The 22,470-nt window shown below is 32.8% G+C and carries 18 protein-coding genes; all 18 read left to right on the top strand.

Annotated features, from left to right (window positions below):
- The first annotated feature begins 43 nt into the window (after positions 1-43).
- The 18 genes from ruvA (at position 44) to Q4Q34_RS09760 (ending at position 22,470) form a co-directional block, all read left to right on the top strand.
- The gene (ruvA, locus tag Q4Q34_RS09675) at positions 44-625 is read left to right on the top strand and encodes a Holliday junction branch migration protein RuvA (protein WP_303318659.1); all 582 of its coding nucleotides are present in this window, start codon (positions 44-46) and stop codon (positions 623-625) included.
- Between the two features lie 6 nt (positions 626-631).
- Positions 632-8,023, top strand: a complete 7,392-nt coding sequence (sov, locus tag Q4Q34_RS09680; protein WP_303318658.1) for a T9SS outer membrane translocon Sov/SprA — start codon at positions 632-634, stop codon at positions 8,021-8,023.
- Positions 8,024-8,222: 199 nt separating this feature from the next.
- Positions 8,223-8,603 carry a glycine cleavage system protein GcvH gene (gcvH, locus tag Q4Q34_RS09685; RefSeq protein ID WP_303318657.1) on the top strand — a complete coding sequence of 127 codons (381 nt, stop codon included), beginning with the start codon at positions 8,223-8,225 and terminating at the stop codon, positions 8,601-8,603.
- Positions 8,596-8,973, top strand: a complete 378-nt coding sequence (locus Q4Q34_RS09690) for a VanZ family protein (RefSeq protein ID WP_303318656.1) — start codon at positions 8,596-8,598, stop codon at positions 8,971-8,973. The genes gcvH and Q4Q34_RS09690 overlap by 8 nt, the downstream gene beginning before the upstream one ends.
- 60 nt (positions 8,974-9,033) lie before the next feature.
- The gene (locus Q4Q34_RS09695; protein WP_303318655.1) at positions 9,034-9,756 is read left to right on the top strand and encodes an energy transducer TonB; all 723 of its coding nucleotides are present in this window, start codon (positions 9,034-9,036) and stop codon (positions 9,754-9,756) included.
- A 245-nt stretch (positions 9,757-10,001) separates the two neighbouring features.
- Entirely contained in the window at positions 10,002-10,739 is a 738-nt protein-coding gene (locus Q4Q34_RS09700; RefSeq protein WP_303318654.1) for an energy transducer TonB, read from the top strand.
- Positions 10,740-11,036: 297 nt separating this feature from the next.
- On the top strand, positions 11,037-13,136 hold the full coding sequence (locus Q4Q34_RS09705) for a gliding motility protein RemB (RefSeq protein WP_303318653.1): 2,100 nt from the start codon (positions 11,037-11,039) through the stop codon (positions 13,134-13,136).
- A gap of 298 nt (positions 13,137-13,434) precedes the next feature.
- The gene (cyoE, locus tag Q4Q34_RS09710; protein WP_330444605.1) at positions 13,435-14,328 is read left to right on the top strand and encodes a heme o synthase; all 894 of its coding nucleotides are present in this window, start codon (positions 13,435-13,437) and stop codon (positions 14,326-14,328) included.
- A gap of 2 nt (positions 14,329-14,330) precedes the next feature.
- Complete coding sequence (locus Q4Q34_RS09715) at positions 14,331-14,912, top strand: cytochrome c oxidase subunit 3 (protein WP_303318652.1); 582 nt, start codon at positions 14,331-14,333, stop codon at positions 14,910-14,912.
- Positions 14,913-15,049: 137 nt separating this feature from the next.
- Positions 15,050-16,033, top strand: a complete 984-nt coding sequence (locus Q4Q34_RS09720) for a cytochrome c oxidase subunit 3 (RefSeq protein ID WP_303318651.1) — start codon at positions 15,050-15,052, stop codon at positions 16,031-16,033.
- A gap of 57 nt (positions 16,034-16,090) precedes the next feature.
- Positions 16,091-16,471 (top strand): cytochrome C oxidase subunit IV family protein, encoded by a 381-nt coding sequence (locus tag Q4Q34_RS09725; protein WP_303318650.1) that lies wholly within the window; start codon positions 16,091-16,093, stop codon positions 16,469-16,471.
- Positions 16,472-16,592: 121 nt separating this feature from the next.
- The gene (locus Q4Q34_RS09730) at positions 16,593-17,312 is read left to right on the top strand and encodes a hypothetical protein (RefSeq protein ID WP_303318649.1); all 720 of its coding nucleotides are present in this window, start codon (positions 16,593-16,595) and stop codon (positions 17,310-17,312) included.
- 71 nt (positions 17,313-17,383) lie between these two features.
- Positions 17,384-18,130 (top strand): SCO family protein, encoded by a 747-nt coding sequence (locus Q4Q34_RS09735; protein ID WP_303318648.1) that lies wholly within the window; start codon positions 17,384-17,386, stop codon positions 18,128-18,130.
- 181 nt (positions 18,131-18,311) lie between these two features.
- Complete coding sequence (locus Q4Q34_RS09740; protein WP_303318647.1) at positions 18,312-18,845, top strand: DUF420 domain-containing protein; 534 nt, start codon at positions 18,312-18,314, stop codon at positions 18,843-18,845.
- A gap of 147 nt (positions 18,846-18,992) precedes the next feature.
- Positions 18,993-19,211, top strand: coding sequence for a hypothetical protein (locus Q4Q34_RS09745; protein WP_303318646.1), 219 nt, complete (start codon positions 18,993-18,995; stop codon positions 19,209-19,211).
- An 89-nt stretch (positions 19,212-19,300) separates the two neighbouring features.
- Positions 19,301-20,002, top strand: coding sequence for an ABC transporter ATP-binding protein (locus Q4Q34_RS09750; RefSeq protein WP_303318645.1), 702 nt, complete (start codon positions 19,301-19,303; stop codon positions 20,000-20,002).
- Entirely contained in the window at positions 19,995-21,224 is a 1,230-nt protein-coding gene (locus Q4Q34_RS09755) for an ABC transporter permease (RefSeq protein WP_303318644.1), read from the top strand. The genes Q4Q34_RS09750 and Q4Q34_RS09755 overlap by 8 nt, the downstream gene beginning before the upstream one ends.
- A gap of 1 nt (position 21,225) precedes the next feature.
- Positions 21,226-22,470 carry an ABC transporter permease gene (locus tag Q4Q34_RS09760; RefSeq protein ID WP_303318643.1) on the top strand — a complete coding sequence of 415 codons (1,245 nt, stop codon included), beginning with the start codon at positions 21,226-21,228 and terminating at the stop codon, positions 22,468-22,470.

The following is a 22,470-nucleotide window of genomic DNA, read 5'->3' on the forward strand; positions in this document are numbered from 1 at the left end:
GTGAATAAATTTATTACATTTGGTCGGTTAACGAACAAAATACATGATAACTCATATTCAAGGGAAACTTACTGAAAAAAATCCAACACATGTTGTTATAGAATGTAATGGAGTAGGCTATATGCTAAATATTTCATTACATACGTTCTCTCAAATTCCAGACCATGAGAATTTAAAACTATTTACACACCTTCAAGTTAAAGAAGATTCGCATACACTTTATGGTTTTTCATCTTTGGCAGAAAGAGAGATTTTTAGATTGCTAATATCTGTAAGTGGTATTGGAGCAAGTACAGCACGTACCATGTTGTCATCTTTAACACCAAAACAAGTAAGAGAGGGGATTGCCTCAAATGATGTTGCTTTAATTCAATCCATAAAAGGAATTGGAGCAAAAACAGCGCAACGTGTCATTATAGATTTAAAAGATAAAATCTTAAAGATTTATGATATTGATGAAGTTTCCGTTTCTCAAGGCAATACCAATAAAGAAGAAGCGTTATCTGCTTTAGAAGTACTTGGCTTTGTAAAGAAACAGGCGGAACGGGTTGTGGATAAGATTATAATTGCAGAGCCAGATGCTAATGTAGAAACCATTATCAAACTAGCTTTAAAAAATTTATAGTAGACTTTGAATAGAACTAATCTCAAATTTTATAAATCAGTTAAAAGTCATCATATTAAGTGCAGTCGAAGTACTTTTTTAATTTTAGCTCTATTATGCTCAGTAATAGCGTGGTCTCAGCAGCCTGTTCAACAAGATTCAGTAAAAACTGGTTTTAGTTTAGGGCGCTTAAAAACACCAAATCCAAACAGTGTAGAATCTAAATACACTTACGATTCTTTTACCAACAGATATATCTATACCGAAAAAATAGGAGAATTTGATATTAACTTTCCAATTATATTAACACCAGAAGAATACTATGCTTTTGTCGCTAAAGAAAATTTAAAAGCCTACTATAAAGAAAAAATTGATGCTTTTGATGGAAAAAAAGGAGGTGCTAAAGATGAACGAAAAAATCTTTTACCAGAATTTTATGTAAAATCAGGTCTTTTTGAAACTATTTTTGGAGGGAATACTATAGAGGTTATTCCACAGGGGTCTGTAGAAATGGATTTAGGGATTTTGTTTTCAAAGCAAGACAACCCATCCTTTTCACCTAGAAACAGGAGCAATTTCACATTCGATTTTGACCAACGAATTAGTCTAAGCTTATTAGGAAAAGTTGGTACGCGATTGCAAGTAACAGCAAATTATGATACGCAATCAACTTTCGATTTTCAAAATCTTATTAAGTTGGAATATGCACCAACAGAAGACGATATTATTCAGAAAATTGAAGTCGGTAATGTGAGCATGCCTTTAAACAGCTCATTAATTACAGGAGCACAGAGTTTATTTGGTGTAAAAGCACAATTGCAATTTGGTAAAACCACCGTTACAGGTGTGTTTTCCGAACAAAAATCACAAGCTAATACTGTAGTTGCCCAAGGGGGCGGAACTGTTGAGGAGTTTGATTTATTCATTAGAGATTACGATGAAAATAGGCACTTCTTTTTAGCACAATATTTTAGAGGTAAATACGATCAAGCTTTAATTAATTATCCTTTTATAAATAATGGAGGACTACAAATTACAAGACTTGAGGTTTGGGTGACTAATAGAAGTAACAGAACAGAGAATGTTAGAAATATTGTAGCACTTCAGGATTTAGGAGAGTCGGTTGCCACTCAAATAGGGGCACCTGCTCTTAATATTCTTAGACCAGAAGCTGTACCAAATAACCCTAATAATGGGTTAGATCCAACTAATATTGGAGGAACAACAACAGGGTCTCAGATAACAGAGGCTATTAGAGATATTGCTACGGCACAGGCAGGAATAACAGTACCGGGAACAACAGAAGGATTTGATTATGCAAAACTAGAAAACGCCAGAAAATTAATAAATATTCAGGAATATACTTTAAATTCAGAATTAGGATATATATCATTAAATCAGCGTTTAAATAATGATGAGGTTTTAGCCGTTGCATTTCAATATACCTTAGGAGGAGAAGTATATCAGGTAGGAGAATTTGCCAATGATGGTGTAGATGCCACCGATGTCACTGAAAACTCTTCCGGTCAGGTAACACAGGTTGTGAATTCTAATTTAATATTAAAACTATTAAAGAGTAGTGTTACCAGTGTAGAACAGCCTGTTTGGGATTTAATGATGAAGAACATCTATGATACAGGTGCTTTTAATTTAAGCCAGGATGATTTTAAACTTAATATATTTTATAACGAAGCCTCTCCATTAAACTTTATCAAGCCTGTTGAAGGGACGACGTTTCCCCCATTTGATAATCACACACCAATCGATCCGAATGACGATAAAGACATTATAGAAACACCATTATTGAGATTATTTAACTTAGATAAATTAAACTTTAATAATGACCCTCAGAGCAATGGGGATGGCTTTTTTGATTTTATACCAGGAATTACCGTATTACCGCAAAATGGAAAAATAATTTTCACTAAAGTAGAGCCATTCGGAAGGTATTTATTTGATGTATTAGATGATGATGGAAATCCCAATAATAATGATTTTGATTATGATCAGGAAACCTATACTAACCCTAATCAGGAAAAGTACGTTTATGATATTCTGTACAAACAAACAAAAACAGCTGCTTTAGAGGAGATTGAGAAAAATAAATTCAGACTAAAAGGACGTTATAAATCTACAGGAGGAGATGGTATTCCTTTAGGTGCTTTTAATGTTCCAAGAGGATCTGTTAGAGTAACGGCTGGAGGACGTGTTTTAGTGGAAGGAGTCGATTATACTGTAAATTATCAGTTAGGGCGCGTTCAGATTTTGGATGAGGCTTTAAAAGCATCCAATACACCTATTGAAGTTTCAACCGAAAACAATGCCGTTTTTGGTCAGCAAACGAGACGTTTTACAGGGATAAACGTCGAACATAAATTTAATGAGAATTTTGTATTAGGAGCAACACTCTTAAACCTCAATGAAAGGCCTATTACCCAAAAGGCAAATTTTGGGTCAGAACCAATAAATAATACCATCTTTGGATTCAATGGGAATTATTCAACAAAAGTACCTTTTTTAACAAGGTTAGCTAATAAGTTACCCAATATTGATACAGATGCAGAATCAAACTTATCAGTAAGAGGTGAGTTTGCATATTTAGCACCGGGAGCTCCAAAAGGCACTGATTTTAATGGAGAAGCCACGTCTTATGTTGATGATTTTGAAGGTTCGCAAAATGCTATCGACTTAAAGTCTCAGCAATCATGGTTTTTATCCAGTAGACCATTTGATATAAACGGAAATAATCAAGAAGACCCAGAAGATGGACCAGGTATTCAAAATGGTTATGGTAGAGCTTTATTAAACTGGTATAGCATAGATCCCATATTTTATAGTAGTCAGCGTCCTTCTGATATATCGGATGATGACCTCTCTAGCCTATATACCAGTCGCGTATTTATAAACGAGCTATTTCCAGATAGAGATTTGGTACAGGGGCAAAACACAGTCCTTTTCACTCTAGATTTGGCGTATTATCCAGAAGAAAGAGGACCATATAATTTTGAGTCTTCAGCAGAAACGGGTATTTTAAATAATCCTCAAAATAGTTGGGGTGGAATTACCCGGCAATTAACATCTACAGATTTTGAGCAACAAAATGTTGAGTATATTGAATTCTGGCTACAGGATCCTTTTCAGGAAAACCCAACAAACCAAGGTGGGAAATTAGTGTTCAACCTTGGAAATATTTCAGAAGATATTGTTAAGGATGGTAGAAAACTATATGAAAATGGATTACCTCAAGATGGTAACATCAGTTTGTTACAGCCCACAACATGGGGAACCGTGGTGCCACAAAATCAATCATTAATCTATGCCTTTGATACTACTGGTGAAGAACGAACAAATCAAGATGTGGGATATGATGGTTATAGCGATAGTGATGAAGCTCCGGTTATTGATGGAGATCCTTTATTAACTTCGATATTCGATCCATTTAGAGGGTTGGATGATCCATCAAATGATAATTATACTTATTTTTTAAATACAGAAGGGAATATCTTCGAGCGTTATAAAAAATACAATGGTGTTGAAGGGAATACTCCGGAGACATTTACAGATACAGATAGGGCAGCCAATACACAGCCTGATGTAGAAGATATTAATCGTGATAATACGATGAACACGATTGATAGTTATTTTGAATATGAATTGGAAATAACGCCAGCCACCTTAAATTTAGATACAAACCCATTTATCGTTGATTTTAAAAATTCAGAACCAAGGAGATTCCCTAATGGAGAAACTACTTCTGGTGATAGCGGCTCAAACCCTAACCCTAAATGGTATCTTTTTAGAATTCCAGTTGATGTACCCTTGGAAAGGTTTGATGATAATACGACACCTGAGAACATCCCTTATAAACGTGTTGGAGGTATTACTGATTTTAGATCCATTCGTTTTACTAGAATGTATTTAAAAGAATTTAGTGAACCTACAGTATTTCGTTTTGGTACTTTAGATTTAGTTAGAAGTGATTGGAGACGTTACAAGCAGACGTTAGATGAAGATACTAATAATAATGATGATGATACGGAATTTTCATTGGGTATTATAGGTACTATTGAAAATGGAGATGATGGAACATATGTGAGTCCTCCCGGAGTTGAACCAGAAGAATTATTTAATAATAATACCGTAGTACGTCAAAACGAACAATCGCTAGTTGTAAATGTTTGCGATTTGGAATCAGAAGATTCTCGTGGTGCATTTAAAAATATCAGTATGGATATGCGTCAATATAAACGTTTAAGGATGTTTATACATGCTCAGGATGATGGTAGTGATGGTTTCCCGGAAGGAGAAGGAGGAAGAGGACGGTTAGTTGGTTTCATTAGAATGGGTAATGATCTTACAGAGAATTATTATCAAATTGAAATTCCTTTATTGAAATCTCAAAGAAATTCAACAGACCCCAATGAGGTTTGGCCCAATGAAAATGAAATTAATTTGCCATTAGATATTTTAGGAAAAATAAAAGCCCAGGCAATATCAGATGGACCATTACCAAATAATGACCCAAGATTTTATGATGTTGTTAATGATGAAATAGTTGAAGTAAATAACCAATTTGCAGGCTATGTAACAGATCAGCATCGTGTAGCAATAAAAGGGAATCCGAATTTCGGGGATATTAGAACACTTATGGTGGGAGTTAAAAATACAGATGCTTCTAACATTTGTACCCAGGTTTGGTTTAACGAACTCCGTTTATCAGATTTAGATAACGAAGGCGGATGGGCGGCCGTATTAAGTGTAGATACTAATATTGCAGATTTTGCAAATATAAGTGCAACAGGAAGAAAAAGTACTGCTGGTTTTGGAGGGCTTGAACAAGGACCAAGTCAGCGTAGCTTAGAAGATGTACAGCAATACGATGTGGTTACAAATATTAATGTTGGACAATTGTTGCCAAAAAAGTGGGGTGTTCAGGTGCCTTTTAACTATGCTCAAAGTGAAGAGCTTATAACACCTAAGTACGATCAGTTTTACAAAGATTTAACTCTGGATTCTAGGTTAGATGCTGCAGATACTAAAGAAGACAGAGATAGGATTAAAGAGCAATCTGAAGACTATACCAGAAGACAAAGCATTAATTTTATTGGAGTGAGGAAAGTTAGAACATCAGATGCGACACCGCGCTTTTACGATGTAGAGAATTTAACTTTAAATTATTCATATAATAAAGTAGAGCATAGAGATTTTGAGATTGAAAACTCTGTAAACAAAACAGTGAGAATAGGTGCTAACTATGCATTTAATTTTAATCCAATTGAAATAGAGCCCTTTAAGAAAAGTGATTCGTTGTTTAGAGGTAAATACTGGAAAATTTTAAAAGACTTTAATGTCAACTTATTGCCAACAAGCTTCACGGTTAACACAGATGTTAATAGGCAGTTTAATAGACAAAAGTTTAGAGAAGTTGATCTCACAGGAGGTAACATTGGTATAGAGGAATTATTTAGAAGAAACTATACATTCGATTTTCAATACACCATTAATTATAATCTAACAAAATCGCTACAATTAAACTTTACGGCAGCCAATAATAATATAGTACGTAATTATTTTAAAGATAATATTATTAATGGAGAACAGGATCCAACATTAGATGTTTGGGATGGCCTCTTGGATTTTGGGGATCCAAACAGACAAAGTCAAAATTTAGGAGTCACCTACCAGTTGCCAATTAATAAAATACCAACATTTAGTTTTCTTAATGCAACTTATCAATACACAGGCGATTTTCAATGGCAAAAAGGATCAGATTTATATGGTGATATCACATTGCCAGATGACCCTAATACCACATATGATTTAGGAAATACTATTTCAAATTCAAGTGTTCATAATATTAATTCAACTTTAGATATGAAAAAGTTGTATAAATATATTGGATTGGTAAAAAGACCTATAAAAAGAGTGCGATCCAGATCTGCTTCAAATGGTGGCGCGCCACCAGGACCAGATGGAAAGAAAAAAGCACCGCCAAAAGTGAAAAATCAATCAGTTACAAAACTATTAAATGCTGGTATAGATATTTTAACAAGTATAAAAAGAATTCAAGTTAATTATTCAGAAAATAACGGAACATTTTTACCAGGATATTTACAAACACCAGGCTTCGTAGGAACTTTAAAACCAACAACAGCATTTACATTTGGTAGTCAAAGTGACGTGAGGCATCTTGCAGCAAGAAGAGGTTGGTTAACCGTTTTTCCTGAATTTAATCAACAGTATACAGCGACAAATACAAAACAACTTGATATATCTGCCAGTTTAGAGCCTGTAAAAAGTTTAAAAATTGACATTGTAGGAAGTCGTAGCTACCTTGAAAATTATACCGAAAACTTTAAAGTTACTGAAAATGGAGATACTTATGAATATGAGTCGCTAACCCCGAATACCTTTGGTAATTTTAATATATCAACTGTTTTATTAAAAACAGCGTTTAGTAAAAGCGACGAAACTACTTCTGAAGCTTTTAATGATTTTAAGGCAAACAGACTTATAATAGCTAGGAGATTAGCTGCGAGAAATGGAGTTAATATGAATCTCCCATCTAATTTTGAAGATGATGATTTAAATGGTTATCCAAAAGGCTATGGAAAAACCAGTCAAGCAGTATTGTTGCCCGCTTTTTTAGCAGCCTATTCTGGTCAAGATGCCAGTAGTGTAAAACTAGGAGCATTTAGGGATATGCCTATCCCTAATTGGGATTTAAAGTATTCTGGTTTTATGAAATTTAAATGGTTTAAAAAGAATTTTAAACGTTTTTCATTGACACATGGGTACCGTTCAACATATACAATAAACCAATTTCAATCTAATTTAGATTTTGAGGCTATAGATCCAACTTTAGATTACGATAATCAGGCACTTAATACTAAAGATCAATCAGGTAATTATAAAAATGAACGTTTGTTAAGTAACATTAACTTAGCAGAGATGTTTAGTCCTTTGGTTAGGCTTGATTTTGAAATGAAGAACTCCGTTAAAATCTTAGCAGAAGTTAGAAAAGACAGATTGTTATCACTAAGTTTTGATAATAATTTAATGACCGAGGTGCAAGGGAATGAGTATATTATAGGTTTAGGGTATAGAATTAAAGATTTAAAAATACGCTCTAAATTAGCAGGACCAAGAAAGCGTGTGGTAAGTGATTTAAATATGAAGGCGGATATCTCTGTTAGAGATAATAAAACGATTATTAGATATTTGGATCTGGAGAATAATCAAGTAACATCCGGACAAACAATTTGGGGTGTAAAATATTCTGCAGATTATGCGTTTAGTAAAAACTTAACAGCGCTCTTTTATTTTGATTACTCGTTTTCAGAATATGCTATCTCTACAGCATTTCCACAAACCACTATCCGTTCTGGTTTTACTCTCAGGTATAATTTTGGGAATTAAATTAGAAAAATGAGTCTAAAAAACATTAATTTCTTTACTTAAAATCAGATCTGTTAAATAAGTAATTTCTAACAATAATCATTTATACATCATTTTTCATTTAAATAAGTGAAATCATCATGTTTTTTATTAGATAATCTATTTGAATTTAAGATTTGAATAAATACATTTGTTAAATAAATGAATTTAAATTAATACTATGAATATTCCATCAGAATTAAAATACACCAAAGATCACGAATGGATCAAAATCGAAGGTGATGTTGCAACTATAGGTATTACAGACTTTGCACAAAGTGAATTAGGAGATATTGTATATGTAGAAGTAGAGACTGTTGATGAAACATTGGATGCAGAAGAAATTTTTGGAACAGTTGAAGCAGTTAAAACGGTATCAGACTTGTTTTTACCTTTATCTGGTGAAATTATAGAATTTAATGAGTCTTTAGAAGATGAACCAGAAAAAGTAAATAGTGACCCTTACGGTAATGGTTGGATGATAAAATTAAAATGTTCAGATCTTTCCCAAGTAGAAGGACTTATGTCTGATGATGATTACAAAGCATTGATAGGTGCTTAAAAAGCTAACACCTATAATAACCATAATATATTCGTTGGCTTTAATTACAGTTAGTTTAATTAAGCTTAATAACGTTCCAGATATAGGTATTTCTTTTGGAGACAAAGTGTTTCACTTTTTTGCCTATTTTGTTTTAACCATTTTATGGTTTTATACGTTTTTGTATTCATTTAAACTTAAAAGTAAAAAGGCCATAGTTTTTGCTGTTGTCCTTTCTGTTTTTTTCGGTATAATTATTGAGGTATTACAGGAAAGTATTACAGTTTCAAGAAGCTTGGATGTTTACGATGCTGTAGCAAATACCCTTGGTGCTTTATTGGCGTCAGTTGTAATGTGGTTTAAAAGTAATTTGAGCGTTAAAAACGCATAAACACTTGCTTTTTTTATAAATAAATAGTTATTTTAGCAATCTTGATAAATGATATAAATTATGGAATCTAAAAAAAATCCCAAAGCTAATGTTGGACGTAACAGTTCACTTTACTTCGCTATTGGTTTAGCATTAATGTTATTTTTAACAAACTATGCTATTAATTATAAAACGTATGATAAGTCCGATACAGATATAGGAATGGTCGATATGGATGAAGAATTGGAAGAAGAAATCCCAATTACTGAACAAATACAAACACCTCCACCTCCACCACCTCCACCAGCAGCACCAGAAGTAATTGAGATTGTTGAAGATGAAGTTGAAATAGAAGAAACAGTTATAGAATCTACAGAAGTTGATCAAGAGACTGAGATTGTTGAGGTAGAGGAAGTAGAAGTAGAGGAAGTAGATGAAGATATAGATGTACCGTTTTCAGTAATTGAAAATGTACCTGTTTTTCCAGGGTGTGAGAAAGAGAAAAACAATACTAAGAAAAGAGATTGTATGTCTAAAAAAATAGCACAATTTGTTAATAGAAAATTCAATACAGAATTAGCTAGTGACTTAGGGCTATCAGGAAGACAGCGTATCAATGTGATTTTTAAAATAGATAAAACTGGTAATATTACTGGTATTCGTGCAAGAGCACCGCATCCAGGTTTAGAAAAAGAAGCAACGCGTGTTATTGGTCTATTGCCAAAAATGAAGCCAGGAAAACAACGTGGAAAACCTGTAAACGTTCCATATTCGTTACCAATAATTTTCCAAGTACAAGATTAATTGAAAATAATTCCTTGATGGTATTTTCTCAAGGTTTCCATTGAAATTGTCATTCCCACGACTTGTGCTGAATTTGTTTCAGTAAGGTGGGAAACCAAATATAAAATCCCGTTACAAAACTTGTAACGGGATTTCTTTTTTTGGTACGCTTATTGTGTTTTTATCATAATATTAACATTTATACTATAATTATTATGAGTAATCAAAAGAAAACTCACGAACTCATTCGGCAAAATGAGAAACTCGTGAAAAAATCACAAAAGCATGATGCAAATTTACAAAAAAACACGACCCTTTACTTTCAAATAGGGTTAATTGTATGTCTACTGGCAGTCTTTGGCTTGTTAGAGATGAAGTTTGAAACTAATGTTCCAACTTATGGTGGAGATCCTCCGTTAGATGAGCCTTATAGTATCGATATTCCAATAGTAAAACCTGAGCTTCCAACTATTAAAGAACCTATTGAGCAAAAACAGAAGAAGCAATCGAATACTTATGTAGAAGTACCAGACGATACTCCTGTAGACCCTGTGATAGATAAACCATTAGATCCAATTGTAAACACAAATCCACCAATAGACCCAGATGACATAAATTTAGTAGATAAGCCGCCAGTAGAGGTGTTTATACCTGTTAACCTAGTTCAAGTAGTACCAATCTATCCTGGTTGTGAAAAGAAAAAATCGAACGATGAAAGACGAAAGTGTATGTCGAAAAAAATAGACAAACTCATCCAAAGAAAATTTGATACAGATTTGGGAAGTGAATTTGGACTTTCTGGAAGGCAAGTTATACGTACTTTATTTAAAATAGATAAAAACGGTAAGATTACCGATATTAGAATTAGAGCCCCACATCCTGGTTTAGAAAAAGAAGCTGAACGGATTATTAACATTATCCCAGAAATGACACCAGCGAAACAACAAAACAAAAATGTAGGGGTAACTTATACATTACCAATAGTATTTGATGTACATAACTAATAATACATAATTTAATAGTCTTAGAACCGTTATCATTTTATAGATAGCGGTTTTTTCTTGACCTGAAATTGTTTCAGGGTCATTCTGGTTTGCAGAAAAGAAAATTCGTTTGTTTTTCTGTTTATCAGTTAATTATTTATCAAGTCTTTGTTCTCGTTTCTAATACTGAAGCGGTCTTAATGTCTTATTCGAACATTAATGATGTAAGTATTTAGAAATAGATTAGAACTTTTTTGTGAATTAGCAATCTAAAAAAATATAGTATCTTTCTGCACAAATAAATATTAACCTATTTTCATGAAGAGATTCATTCTACTGTTTCTACTTTTAGTTCAATACAACAGTTATTCACAAGATACCTTTTTAGCCGAAAAACCACCTGTTTTTCCAAACTGTGAAAATGTAGTCATTGATTCTTTACAACAATGTTTTGATAGAAATGTATTCGAACATATTTATAAGAATTTTAAGGAGCCTCAAAGGGTCCATGATGAAAAATATAAAGGAGAAGTTGTTGTTCTTTTTGAAGTAGATACCATAGGGCAATTTAGAGTTATTTACATTGACGCTATTTACAAGGAATTAAAGGAAGAAACCAAACGTGTATTTTCAACTTTACCAAAAATAAAACCAGCTACTTATAATAGTAGAAAAACGTATAAGCAATATGCGTTACCTATAAAGATTCCTTTAGTTAATCAATCCGTGAAAACACAAGACTTAGCAAAAGAGAATACCATATCTAAACTAGAACAGCAATCAAAAGCCGAATTTGATAATGTTAATGCCGATTTAAGAACTTTTGAAGATAAAGCTTACGAGAGCCAATTAAACATCCAGTTTACACATAGCGACTATTCAAGATTTGATAGAAGTATGAATCTTGTGGGAACTAATAGCCATACAGCTTCAAAACCATTTATGTACGATGAGGTTTCCAAATACTACGATTTTAAGGCCGAAAAAGAAAAATTAAAAAAAGAAACAGATACCTGGGTAGGAAGAAAACTTTGGAATGAACATTTAGTACAATTACAAGGTAAAGACTATTGGTTTACAGTCGACCCAATATTCGATTTACAAGTGGGTAAAGATACCGATGCTGATTTTAGTTCCACATACAATAATACAAGAGGTATACTAGTTCAAGGAGGCTTAGGGAAAAATTTTAATTTTTATACATCAGTATTTGAAAGTCAAGGTAGATTTGCTCAATATGTAAATCAATACGCCGAAAGCTTAAAAGCTTTTGGTCCAGATCCTGCCATTATTCCGGGTCGTGGTATTGCCAAGCGTTTTAAAACGGATTCTTACGATTATCCGGTAGCAGAAGCTTATTTATCCTACTCACCGGCAAAATTTATAAATGTTCAATTTGGACATGGTAAAAATTTTATAGGCGATGGGTATCGGTCATTATTACTTAGCGATGTAACAAGTCCCCATCCATTTTTAAAGTTAAACACCAAGTTTTGGAAAATAAAATATACCAGCACTTGGATGTGGTTAAAAGATGTAAGACCAGAAGTTGTAGCCGATAAAGCATTTTTAACTAAGTATATCGCAAACCATTATTTAAGTTGGAATGTATCCAAACGATTAAATGTCGGATTATTTGAATCGGTACTTTGGACAAACTCTAACGATAGAGGTTTCGATATAAATTATATAAATCCTATTATCTTTTATAGAGCCATAGAGTTTGAAACAGGACAAGGAGCAGGGAATGCACTTCTTGGTGCGTCGGCCAAATATAAATGGAACGATAACATAAATATATACGGTCAATTTATTTTAGATGAATTTTCACTTAGTGATGTTAAGGCCGGTGAAAAAAGTTGGAAAAATAAGTTTGGCTACCAATTGGGGGTTAAATATTTTAATGCTTTTAAGGTTGATAATTTATTATTACAATTTGAGTATAATAGAGTGAGGCCTTATACATATTCACATAACACTATAGTGCTAAATTATGCGCATAATAATCAATCGATGGCCCACTTATGGGGCGCAAATTTTAGTGAAGCTATTTTAATTGGACGTTACCGTTACAAACGTTGGTTTGCCGATGCAAAACTTATTTATGGTATCCGCGGATTAGATTTTAACGATGGAACAGATAATTTTAGTTACGGAGGTGATATCTATAGAGATTATAATGAAAGACCTTTTGATACTGGTGTTGAAGTAGGGCAAGGTATAAAAACCAAAACGTTTAACGGTAATTTACAAGCAGGTTACCTTATTAATCCAGCATCCAATCTAAAGGTGTTTGCAGATATTAGTTTTAGAGACTTTAATCCTGAAGCAGAAACTACAGCAACCTTTAAAAGCAATACCGTTTGGTTTAATTTTGGTCTTAGAACCGATCTGTTTAATTGGTATTTCGATTTCTAATTCCTGCGAAGGCAGGAATCTTATAAATTAAACCTAAAAGTTTGGTATTACTTTAAGTTTGATGCTTCTTTATTTTAAACATTGCTTCATTGAACGTTTATTCCCTTCCTTCTCTCTGAGCTGCTAATCCTTCTTAGGAAAGTTTTTGTCCTTCTGTAATAAATTTTAATAGCTTCAAAATTGAATTAAAAATGAGGTCGTTAGATAAACGATATTAAAAATACGCATACCATTGCTCAAAATGCTTTTATAGAGTATATTTGCACTCGCAATTAAAAGCCGTAGAGCAAATATAACATTGAGCAATTCAAAATCTTCATTAGCAACACCTTCTGTTATTTCAGATTTTAAAGAGATCACTAAAATGCGGTTAGCATTAAGTGTGGTTTTTTCATCGTTGGCAGGTTATTTATTGGGGGTTGATACTGTCGATTTTAAAACGTTAACACTATTAGCATTTGGAGGCTATTTTATGGTAGGGGCATCGAATGCTTTTAATCAAATTATTGAAAAAGACCTGGACGCCTTAATGAAGCGTACTCAGAATAGGCCTATTCCAGCTGGGCGGATGTCTGTAACCACGGCATTCATCATAGCATCTCTTTTTACTTTATTAGGTGTTATTATTCTATACACCATCAACAAGCAAACGGCCATGTTTGGTGCTATTTCAATATTTTTATACACCTGTGTATACACGCCTTTAAAAACTAAAACACCGCTGGCTGTTTTCGTAGGTGCTATTCCAGGAGCCATCCCTTTTATGTTAGGATGGGTGGCCGCTACAGATGATTTTGGGATAGAACCAGGCACCTTATTCGCTTTACAGTTTTTTTGGCAATTCCCTCACTTTTGGGCAATTGGTTGGTTTTTGTTTGATGATTATAAAAAAGGAGGATTCTTTATGCTGCCAACAGGAAAGCAAGATAAAGGAACGGCGGTACAAACTATTATGTATACCATTTGGACATTACTAGTGTCTATTATCCCCGTATTTGGATTTACAGGGACATTACAATTATCAATTGTTGCTGCCATATTAGTTTTTATTTTAGGATTAGGTATGTTGTATTATGCCATTCGATTGTTTAAAGAAATGACTGAAAAAGCAGCAAAACAACTCATGTTAGCTAGTGTTTCCTATATAACACTTGTTCAAATAGTGTATGTAATAGATAAATTTATAAGATAACCATGGATTTAACTCAAGGAACACAAGAAGAAAAAAATAATAGAGCGAAAAAAATGATGCTTTGGTTTGGTATCATTTCACTAATTATGTCTTTTATGGGATGGACAAGTGCTTTTATTGTAAGTAGCTCCAGACCAGATTGGTTAAAAGATTTTGTATTGCCTAATGCTTTTTTAATAAGTACCGTGGTGATAGTTATTAGTAGTATATCTTTCATTTTAGCTAAAAAAGCTTTAAAAAGTGGAAATAGAAACATGACGACACTTTGGTTATTTGTAACACTTATTTTAGGCGCTATTTTTATTTTTAATCAATTTTCAGGCTTTCAGCAAATAATAGATTTAGGTTATAATTTTACTGGACCAACCAGTAACGTAACCATGTCTTATATTTATTTAATAGCCATAGTGCATATTTTGCACGTGGTTGTTGGGTTAATTTGTTTGTTGGTAGTAATTTATAATCATTTTAAACAAAAGTATGATGCGACGAAAATGCTTGGCTTAGAACTTGCAGCAACCTTTTGGCATTTTATAGATATACTATGGGTTTATCTCTTTTTGTTTTTATATTTCATTCGATGATTTTTATTGATTTCTAAAAGTCTCATGTAACATCCAAAGTAGCTTTTTTTTGAAGTATGTATAATTTAGTGTTGGATGTTTTATTAGATGAATAAATTGATTATTTTTGTGCAACTTTTAAAAAACAACCATTATATATGAGTACTACAGTTGTAAATACTGGAACAGAAGGTAAAACTTGGGGGGGAGCAACAAAGCCTCTAAACGCAAGTTATGGTAAAATGATGATGTGGTTTTTCATCGTTTCGGATGCTTTAACATTCTCTGGGTTTTTAGCAGCCTATGGATTTTCAAGATTTAAGTTTATTGATTCATGGCCAATAGCCGATGAAGTGTTTACGCACTTTCCTTTTTTACATGGTGTAAATGCACCTATGTATTATGTGGCTTTTATGACGTTTATTCTTATTATGTCATCTGTAACGATGGTATTAGCGGTAGATGCTGGACATCATTTAAATAAAGCTAAAGTTACTATTTATATGTTTTTAACCATTATTGGTGGTTTAATATTCGTAGGCTCTCAAGCTTGGGAATGGGGAACATTTATTAAAGGTGATTATGGAGCTGTACAAACTAAAGGAGGTAATATTTTACAGTTTGTAGATACAGAAGGACATAGGGTTGCATTAAGAGATTTTGTTGTAGCCGATTCACATGCAGACAGAACACAACATGAGCGTAAAAGTGGTTTATGGTTTGTTTCTGAAGGAACATTGCCAACATATACTGTTGAAGAAGTTATGCATGGCTTAGAAGCTCACGACAATGTTTTAGTAAGAACGCAGATCATTAATGAAGCAGGTGAAAAAACTATTTTATCTAGAGCCGAGTCGTTAAAACAGATAAAGGACAATGGAAAAGTTGTTGTTGAAGGCGCTAATTTACATGTTAATGAATACGGTTCACCTTTATTTGCAGACTTCTTTTTCTTTATAACTGGTTTTCACGGTTTCCACGTATTTTCTGGAGTTATTATAAACATCATTATTTTCTTTAATGTGATTTTAGGAACTTACGAGAGACGTAAAAACTACGAAATGGTAGAAAAAGTGGGGTTATACTGGCACTTTGTAGATTTAGTTTGGGTATTTGTATTTACATTCTTTTACCTGGTTTAATTATAGAAAATTATATTTTTCATTTCCTTGAAAAGGAAATCTAAAAAAGCATAAAAAATGGCACACGAACATAAATTAGCAATATTTAGAGGTTTAATTAAGTTTAAATCGAATACTCAAAAAATATGGGGCGTTTTAATCTTTCTAAGTATTGTAACAGCCGTAGAGGTTGTATTAGGTATTTTGAAACCAGAAAGTTTAATGGGACAAGTTTTAGGAATGAAAGCCTTAAACTGGATATTCATTATTTTAACTATTGTAAAAGCATATTATATTACTTGGGATTTCATGCATATGCGTGACGAGTTAAAATCTTTAAGACGTATGGTTGTCTGGACTGCTATATTCTTAATTCTATATCTAATATTTATTTTGTTACAAGAAGGCGGTTACGTGTTCGACGTATATAAAGATGGATTTATAAAAAGAGATTTTTAACTATTTGTTTTGAGCTTACAGTGTAGATCATCAAGTGTTAAAATAGAGATATAAAGACGGTTTTAAACCGTCTTTTTTTATTTTTGCAAACATTATATTTTTATATAAATATTGTTATTTAATGGATTATAAAAAAGTTAGTCGGTATGTAGTTTTGGGAGTTTTGTTTTTTCTACCCGTAACATTTTTATTGTTCTTATATCCTGCGACTCATAACTATACACCACTAGATATAGTAAACGAATCGGTTTTAGATTTACAACAATTTTCTTCAGATTCAGAAGAACAAATACTTTTAAAAGATCATATTACAGTCTTAGGCTTTTTTGGCAATACTCCTTTAAATAAAGCCACGACTGCATCTAATTTAAAAGAGCTGGTCTACGATAAGTTTAAAGGTTTTAAACGATTTCAAATAGTTATAGTCATGCCAGAAGGAACTGAGGCTGCTGTTCAAAAACTTAAAGCAGAGATTAGTGGGTATGAAGATTTAAGGTTTTGGCATTTTATCTTTGGAGAATCTAGTAACATTCAGAAGCTGTTTTTTAGCTTAAAAAGTAAAATAGAACTTTCTGAAAGTTTGGATACAGATCATGTATTTATTGTTGATAAAGATTTAAATCAACGTGGACGCATTGACGATAGGACAGATAATGAGCTAGAAAAGAAGCGGTCTGTCTACGGTTTAAATTCTTATGATTGTATTGAAGTAGCAGAAATAAAAAATAAAATGAGCGAAGACATGCGTATTTTATTTACTGAATATAGACAAAAAAGAAAAGGAGAGTTCAATTCTGATACAAGAAGGGCAAGCGATTTAAAAGAAACAGCTACTAATTAAAAAACTGTCAGGTTGAGCGTGTCACACTGAGCGCAGTCGAAATGTGAAACCTATTCTGTAAAATATAAAAGATGAGTAAAAAAACGAACTATTCATATATAGGAATTGCATTTATCATTCTGGTTTTTGGCATTATTTTCATTCCCAAAATTGTAGATAGAATTTCTAATAAAGATATTATTAGAAACGAAAGCAGAAGTGATTTTGCAAATGATAAAAAGCCAAGCATGTCAGATTTAGCTTTTATCAAAATAAACGGTGAACCCAAAAAAGTACCAGCCTTTTCTTTTACAAACCAATATGGAAAAACGATAACTAATAAAGACTATGAAGGCAAGGTTTATGTTGTAGAATTCTTTTTTACAACATGTCCGACTATTTGTCCTAGAATGAATGAGAACTTAATTCAAATTCAAAATACCTTTAAAGATTTTAATGATTTTGGTGTCGCATCATTCACTATAAACCCAGACTATGATACCCCAGAAATTCTTAAAGCCTATGCAGATAAATATGGCGTTACAAATCCTAATTGGCATTTAATGACAGGAGATAAAGAAACCATTTATGAACTATCAAATAAAGGGTTTAATTTATACACTGCCGAAGAAGAAGATGTATTAGGTGGTTTTGAGCATTCAGGTAATTTCGCTTTAATTGATAAAAACGGATTTATTCGGTCGAGGAAAGATAATTTTGGCAATCCTATTATTTATTATAGAGGTATTGTTTCTGAGGCAGAACAGGTTGATGATGAGGGCGTAAAAGAAGAAATTAGTGCATTAAAAGAAGATATTAAAAAGTTGCTTAGTGAATAATTGATGCCATTCAGAGCGCAGCGAAGAATCTTTCTGTTCCATGTTACTTAGGCTCTTCAGTCGTGTCTTTTTCTGAATGACATAGCAGTTTCTTTTGTTTAGGGAGCAATGTTATTTAAATGGTTTGTAATGAGTGTAGTTGAAACAAGTCGAAGTGTTAGAATCACATAATTATAATATAATGAGTATAGAAAAAGAAATTATAGACGATAAAAAATACAATAAATTAATAGTAGTATTATCCGTATTAATACCAATTGTTGTAGCTATTTTGTTTGGGGTGAAAATTCCAAATGTTGAACCATTAACATTTTTACCACCAATTTATGCATCAATAAATGGAGTAACGGCATTGGTTTTAATGTTTGCTGTATATCAAATTAAAAAAGGAAATAGAGCTACACATGAAAAATTAATGAAGTTTGCCATTATACTTTCAGTATCATTCTTAGCGATGTATGTCGCTTACCATATGACTAGCGATTCTACTAAGTTTGGAGGCGAAGGCGCTATTAAATATATCTACTATTTTATATTGTTAACACACATTTTATTGTCGATCATTGTTATTCCATTTGTACTAATTACTTATGTTAGAGCGATTACGAATAATATTGAAAAACATAAAAGAATAGCAAGAATAACATTTCCGTTATGGTTATATGTCGCTATAACTGGAGTAATAGTTTATATAATGATTTCACCGTATTATTAATGAAACCCTACTTCAAGTTCGCAGTACCTGCTTCTTGAAGTAGCTGGTTGAATTAATCCCGCTTAAGGGCGGGATCTGTAAACTTTACCTTAGTGTTATTCTAAGCGACTTGTGCTTAAGCGATGTAATAAGTTATAAATGTAAAATATGAAACAAAAAATCCTCTTTTTCCTTTTTTCTTTTCTCTTGTTTCTCGAGGCAAATGCCCAATGTGCTATGTGTCGTGCTGTTTTAGAAAGTGAAGAAGGACAAACAGCAGCAGAAGGTATCAATGATGGTATCGTATATTTAATGGCCATTCCATATATTCTTATGGGGGGATTAGGATATTTTATTTATAAGAAATACAGTACGTTAAAAAAATAATAAAAACTTTTCGGAACAATTTTTGTAACATTTCTTTGTCTTTGAAGTCTAACTGTAAAGCTTAATAGCTTACTCTAATCAATCAAGAAATGTTAAAAATTAATCAGCTGCACAAATCCTATCCAATAGGTGATTCTAGTTTACATGTTTTAAAAGGTATAGACCTTCAAGTTGAAGAAGGGGAAATGGTAGCAATCATGGGATCTTCGGGTTCAGGTAAATCTACATTACTTAATATAATAGGTATGTTAGACGAAGCCGATTCTGGCGATTATATACTAGATGGGTTACCTATAAAAGATCTTACCGAAAAAAAAGCAGCTGTATATAGAAACAAATTTTTAGGATTCATTTTCCAGTCTTTCAATCTTATCAATTATAAGAATGCTCTTGAAAATGTAGCACTACCTCTATACTATCAGGGAATGAAACGAAAAGAACGTCAGGAAAAAGCCTTGTTTCATTTAGAAAAGGTGGGCTTAGCAGACTGGGCGAATCATTTACCTAAAGAACTTTCTGGAGGTCAAAATCAGCGTGTTGCCATAGCTAGGGCCTTGGCAGCAAACCCTAAGCTGCTATTAGCAGATGAACCAACAGGAGCATTAGATACAAAAACGTCTTATGAAATCATGGCGTTTATCCAAAAGTTAAACGACGAAGGTAAAACCATTTTAATGGTAACACACGAAGAAGATATCGCTAATATGTGTAAACGTATAGTTCGTTTGCGAGATGGTGTTATAATGGAAGACAAAAAGGTAGAACAAGTAAGAGCAGAACAGTATGTTTGATTTAGACCTCTGGCGGGAAATATTTCAAAGTATTAATATGAATAGAACCAGAAGTTTGCTGTCTGGTTTTACGGTAACATTTGCGATATTATTATTCGCCATTCTTTTTGGTATTTCAAATGGTCTACAAAATACATTTGCCGAGGCCTTTAAAGATGACGCTACAAATTCAATTTTTATAAACTCAGGTAGAACAACTAAAGCCCATAAAGGTTTGCAAGCAGGTAGGGCTATTAAGTTTAGAAATAAAGATTTTGATTATGTAAAAGAGGAATTTGGAAATAAAGTAGAGTTTATTACTGCTCGTCTTTATAGAAATGTTCAAGCATCATATCGAAATGAACAAAGTAGCTATAGTTTAAGGGCAGTCCATCCAGATCATCAGTTTTTAGAAAAAACCATGATAAAAGAGGGGCGATACATTAATCAAAATGATGTAAAAAACAAGACTAAAGTAGTTGTTATAGGTAGACTAGTAGAAGAAGATTTGTTTACAAAAACAACAGCTTTGGGTAAGTATATAAACCTTAGTGGAATTCAATATAGAGTTGTTGGTGTTTTTACAGATGACGGTGGTGATAATGAAGAACGTTTAATTTATATGCCAATTTCTACAGCACAGCATATTTATGGTAATAATGATTATATAAACCAAATAAATCTAACCTATAATCCGGAAATGAATTATGATCAGGCATTGGCTTTCGGAAACCAGATTAAGAAAAAAATGAAGGAGCGTTTTTCGGTAGCGAAAAATGATCAGCGGGCAATAAGAGTTCGAAATATGGCTGAAGCATCTAAGAATGTTCAACAATTCAGTTTTATTCTTGGTATTATTATTTTCATTATTGGTTCTGGAACACTTATAGCAGGTGTTGTGGGAATTAGCAATATTATGATCTTTATCGTAAAAGAACGTACTAAGGAAATTGGGATTCGGAAGGCATTAGGAGCATCTCCCAGGTCTATTGTTTCAATTATTTTAATAGAGTGTATTATCATAACTACAATTGCAGGGTACATGGGGCTATTAATTGGAATGGGGGTGCTGGAATGGATTGGGCCTAGTCTAAAAACATATTTTATAAAAGATCCTTCAGTGAGTACTAGTTTAGTAGTTGGGGCAACTATTACCTTAATAATTGCAGGAACCTTTGCGGGCTACTTTCCTGCAAAACGAGCATCAAAAATAAAACCCATTGTAGCATTAAGAAACGATTAATATGTTTAAGTTTTTATTTGATAGAGATACCTGGCAAGAAGTTTTCGATAGCTTTAATAAAAACAAACTAAGGTCTGTTTTAACAATGGTAGGCGTTTGGTGGGGAATATTACTATTAATCGTTTTATTGGGTTCTGCTAGAGGTTTAGAAAATAGTTTTAATCGTTTATTTGGTGATTTTGCGACCAATAGTGTTTTTGTCTGGGGGCAAAATACAAGTAAACCATTTAAGGGATTTCAAGAAGGTCGAAAAGTCAGACTCTCATTAACAGACGCAAAAAAAGTAGAGGAAAACGTTGAAGGAATCGAGTTTGTGGTGCCAAGAAACCAGGATCAAGCAACAGTAGTTCGAAAATTTCTTTCAGGCAGTTTTCAAATGACAGGCGATTATCCTTTGCTAGATCAAGTACAAAAGAAAAAACTGATTCACGGAAGGTTTATAAATCAAAATGATATTGATTTTGATAAAAAAGTAGTGCTATTATCTGAAGACACATACAAACAACTATTTGAAAAAGACGAAAATGCTATTGGAGAGTATGTGCAAATTAATGGTATGAGTTTTAAGGTCATTGGCATATTTAAAAATGGTAATGTAAATATGGGGCCATCAACAGATATGCATATTCCATTTACTACGTTTCAACAAATATATAATCGAGGTGATGAGATAGGTTGGATGATGATAACAGGAAAACCAGAATATAATATTAAACAAATAGAAGCCGATGCCAAATTATTGCTTAAGAATTTGAATAAAATTCATCCTAAAGATAATCGTGCTTTTGGTAGTTTTAATTTAGGTAAGGAGTTTGCGAAAGTAACGGGTTTTTTAATAGGCATGCAATTTTTAACCTGGTTTGTAGGTATCACAACATTAATAGCAGGGGTATTTGCTATAGGTAATATTTTGCTTATAACGATTAAAGAACGAACTAAAGAAATTGGGGTAAGAAGAGCCTTAGGAGCAACACCTTTTGAAATTAAGAGACAAATAGTTATAGAAGCGGTTTTCTTAACATTAATGGCGGGGGTTATAGGAATTATATCAGGAGGGTGGATTTTAATTTTAATAGATACACTTTATGGCCAGGGGGCAGAAGCCTCTCTTGTAAATGCATCCGTATCAATAGCCGTTGTATTTGTAGCATTAATAATATTAGTGATTTTAGGAACTTTAATCGGGTTAATTCCTGCATTTAAAGCAACTAGTATAAAACCAATAGAAGCATTAAGAGAAGAATAA

The sequence above is a fragment of the Flavivirga abyssicola genome, from assembly GCF_030540775.2.
Classification (GTDB): Bacteria; Bacteroidota; Bacteroidia; order Flavobacteriales; family Flavobacteriaceae; genus Flavivirga; species Flavivirga abyssicola.

Excerpts from the sequence above, each read along its gene's own strand:
- ruvA (WP_303318659.1), top strand. The coding sequence starts at position 44 with ATGATAACTCATATTCAAGGGAAACTTACTGAAAAAAATCCAACACAT.
- gcvH (WP_303318657.1), top strand. The coding sequence starts at position 8,223 with ATGAATATTCCATCAGAATTAAAATACACCAAAGATCACGAATGGATC.
- Q4Q34_RS09695 (WP_303318655.1), top strand. The coding sequence starts at position 9,034 with ATGGAATCTAAAAAAAATCCCAAAGCTAATGTTGGACGTAACAGTTCA.
- Q4Q34_RS09705 (WP_303318653.1), top strand. The coding sequence starts at position 11,037 with ATGAAGAGATTCATTCTACTGTTTCTACTTTTAGTTCAATACAACAGT.
- Q4Q34_RS09715 (WP_303318652.1), top strand. The coding sequence starts at position 14,331 with ATGGATTTAACTCAAGGAACACAAGAAGAAAAAAATAATAGAGCGAAA.
- Q4Q34_RS09720 (WP_303318651.1), top strand. The coding sequence starts at position 15,050 with ATGAGTACTACAGTTGTAAATACTGGAACAGAAGGTAAAACTTGGGGG.
- Q4Q34_RS09725 (WP_303318650.1), top strand. The coding sequence starts at position 16,091 with ATGGCACACGAACATAAATTAGCAATATTTAGAGGTTTAATTAAGTTT.
- Q4Q34_RS09730 (WP_303318649.1), top strand. The coding sequence starts at position 16,593 with ATGGATTATAAAAAAGTTAGTCGGTATGTAGTTTTGGGAGTTTTGTTT.
- Q4Q34_RS09735 (WP_303318648.1), top strand. The coding sequence starts at position 17,384 with ATGAGTAAAAAAACGAACTATTCATATATAGGAATTGCATTTATCATT.
- Q4Q34_RS09740 (WP_303318647.1), top strand. The coding sequence starts at position 18,312 with ATGAGTATAGAAAAAGAAATTATAGACGATAAAAAATACAATAAATTA.
- Q4Q34_RS09745 (WP_303318646.1), top strand. The coding sequence starts at position 18,993 with ATGAAACAAAAAATCCTCTTTTTCCTTTTTTCTTTTCTCTTGTTTCTC.
- Q4Q34_RS09750 (WP_303318645.1), top strand. The coding sequence starts at position 19,301 with ATGTTAAAAATTAATCAGCTGCACAAATCCTATCCAATAGGTGATTCT.
- Q4Q34_RS09755 (WP_303318644.1), top strand. The coding sequence starts at position 19,995 with ATGTTTGATTTAGACCTCTGGCGGGAAATATTTCAAAGTATTAATATG.
- Q4Q34_RS09760 (WP_303318643.1), top strand. The coding sequence starts at position 21,226 with ATGTTTAAGTTTTTATTTGATAGAGATACCTGGCAAGAAGTTTTCGAT.